This is a genomic window from Nonomuraea sp. B1E8 (assembly GCF_039871515.1).
Classification (GTDB): Bacteria; Actinomycetota; Actinomycetes; order Streptosporangiales; family Streptosporangiaceae; genus Nonomuraea.
Map to the genome: position 1 here is coordinate 1 of NZ_JBDPLS010000054.1, position 885 is coordinate 885.

Genomic DNA, 885 nt, shown 5'->3' on the forward strand with positions numbered 1-885 from the left:
ACCCCGCGTAGCTCGGCCCGCTTGTCACTCTTGCAGTCGTCGGTGCCGTCGATCAGCTCGCCCAGCTGGGTCAGCAGCCGTTCCCGCACCGCCGCGTCCCGGGCGGCGCCGTCAGGGTTGAAGCAGAGCCCGCCCCGCGATCGTCGGGCAGGGGTATGCCGCGCTCGTCGCGGTCGACGCCCTCATCGGGGGTGTCGATCTCGAAATAGGTGCTGGTCGTATCGAAAAACAGCAAGTCCACCTGAAGGTTCAAGAGGGTGGCGACCTGGTCGAACACCTTCTTCTCGATCGCGTCGCGGCATTCGTGCAGCCAGTCCATCGCCCGGTAGCAGGCATCGTCGCTGCAGCTGGCCAGGCCGTCGATGTGCGCGCGGCGGCCGACCCAGTGCGAGGCGGCCAGCTTGGAGGAGGCGTCCAGCGCGCGGTTGGCCACCAGCGCGAACAGCACCCGCTCGGTGTAGGGGCCGCGCCGGGTGCGGGCCAGCATGGAGGTCATGATCTTGTCGATGGACAGCTGCCGCCATAGCTGGTCCAGCAGGTAGGCGCCACCGAAGGCGGCCGAGCCTTGGTAGTTCAGCTCGCCGGGGATGCGCACGGTGGCCGCACGTTCGGGGTCCAGCAGCCGCCACAGCGAGGTGACCAGGCGCTCGATGGCCGCGCGGTCGAGCTGGTCCTCGCGGCCGAAGTTGTGCAGCACCTTGGTCTTGGACGATTTGCTGGCCGGATCCCACTCGTTGTGCGCCAGTTGCAGGTAGCGCACCACCGTGCCGTCCTTGTTCCTGCGGGCGGAGCTCCTGACGAACATGCCACCAGACCGTAACAGCTGAAGCACTGCGTGTGACTGCTGTTTCGTGGAAGTCGTGTTACTAGGCGTTCTCGCGATTT

Annotated in this window: 1 protein-coding gene; it reads right to left on the bottom strand. The window is 66.8% G+C overall.

The genetic code is table 11. The annotated features are described in order from the left end of the window. Nucleotides 1–70: 70 nt before the first annotated feature. Nucleotides 71–763, bottom strand: a complete 693-nt coding sequence (locus ABGA98_RS45660) for a hypothetical protein (protein ID WP_347624747.1) — start codon at nucleotides 761–763, stop codon at nucleotides 71–73. Nucleotides 764–885: the final 122 nt, after the last annotated feature.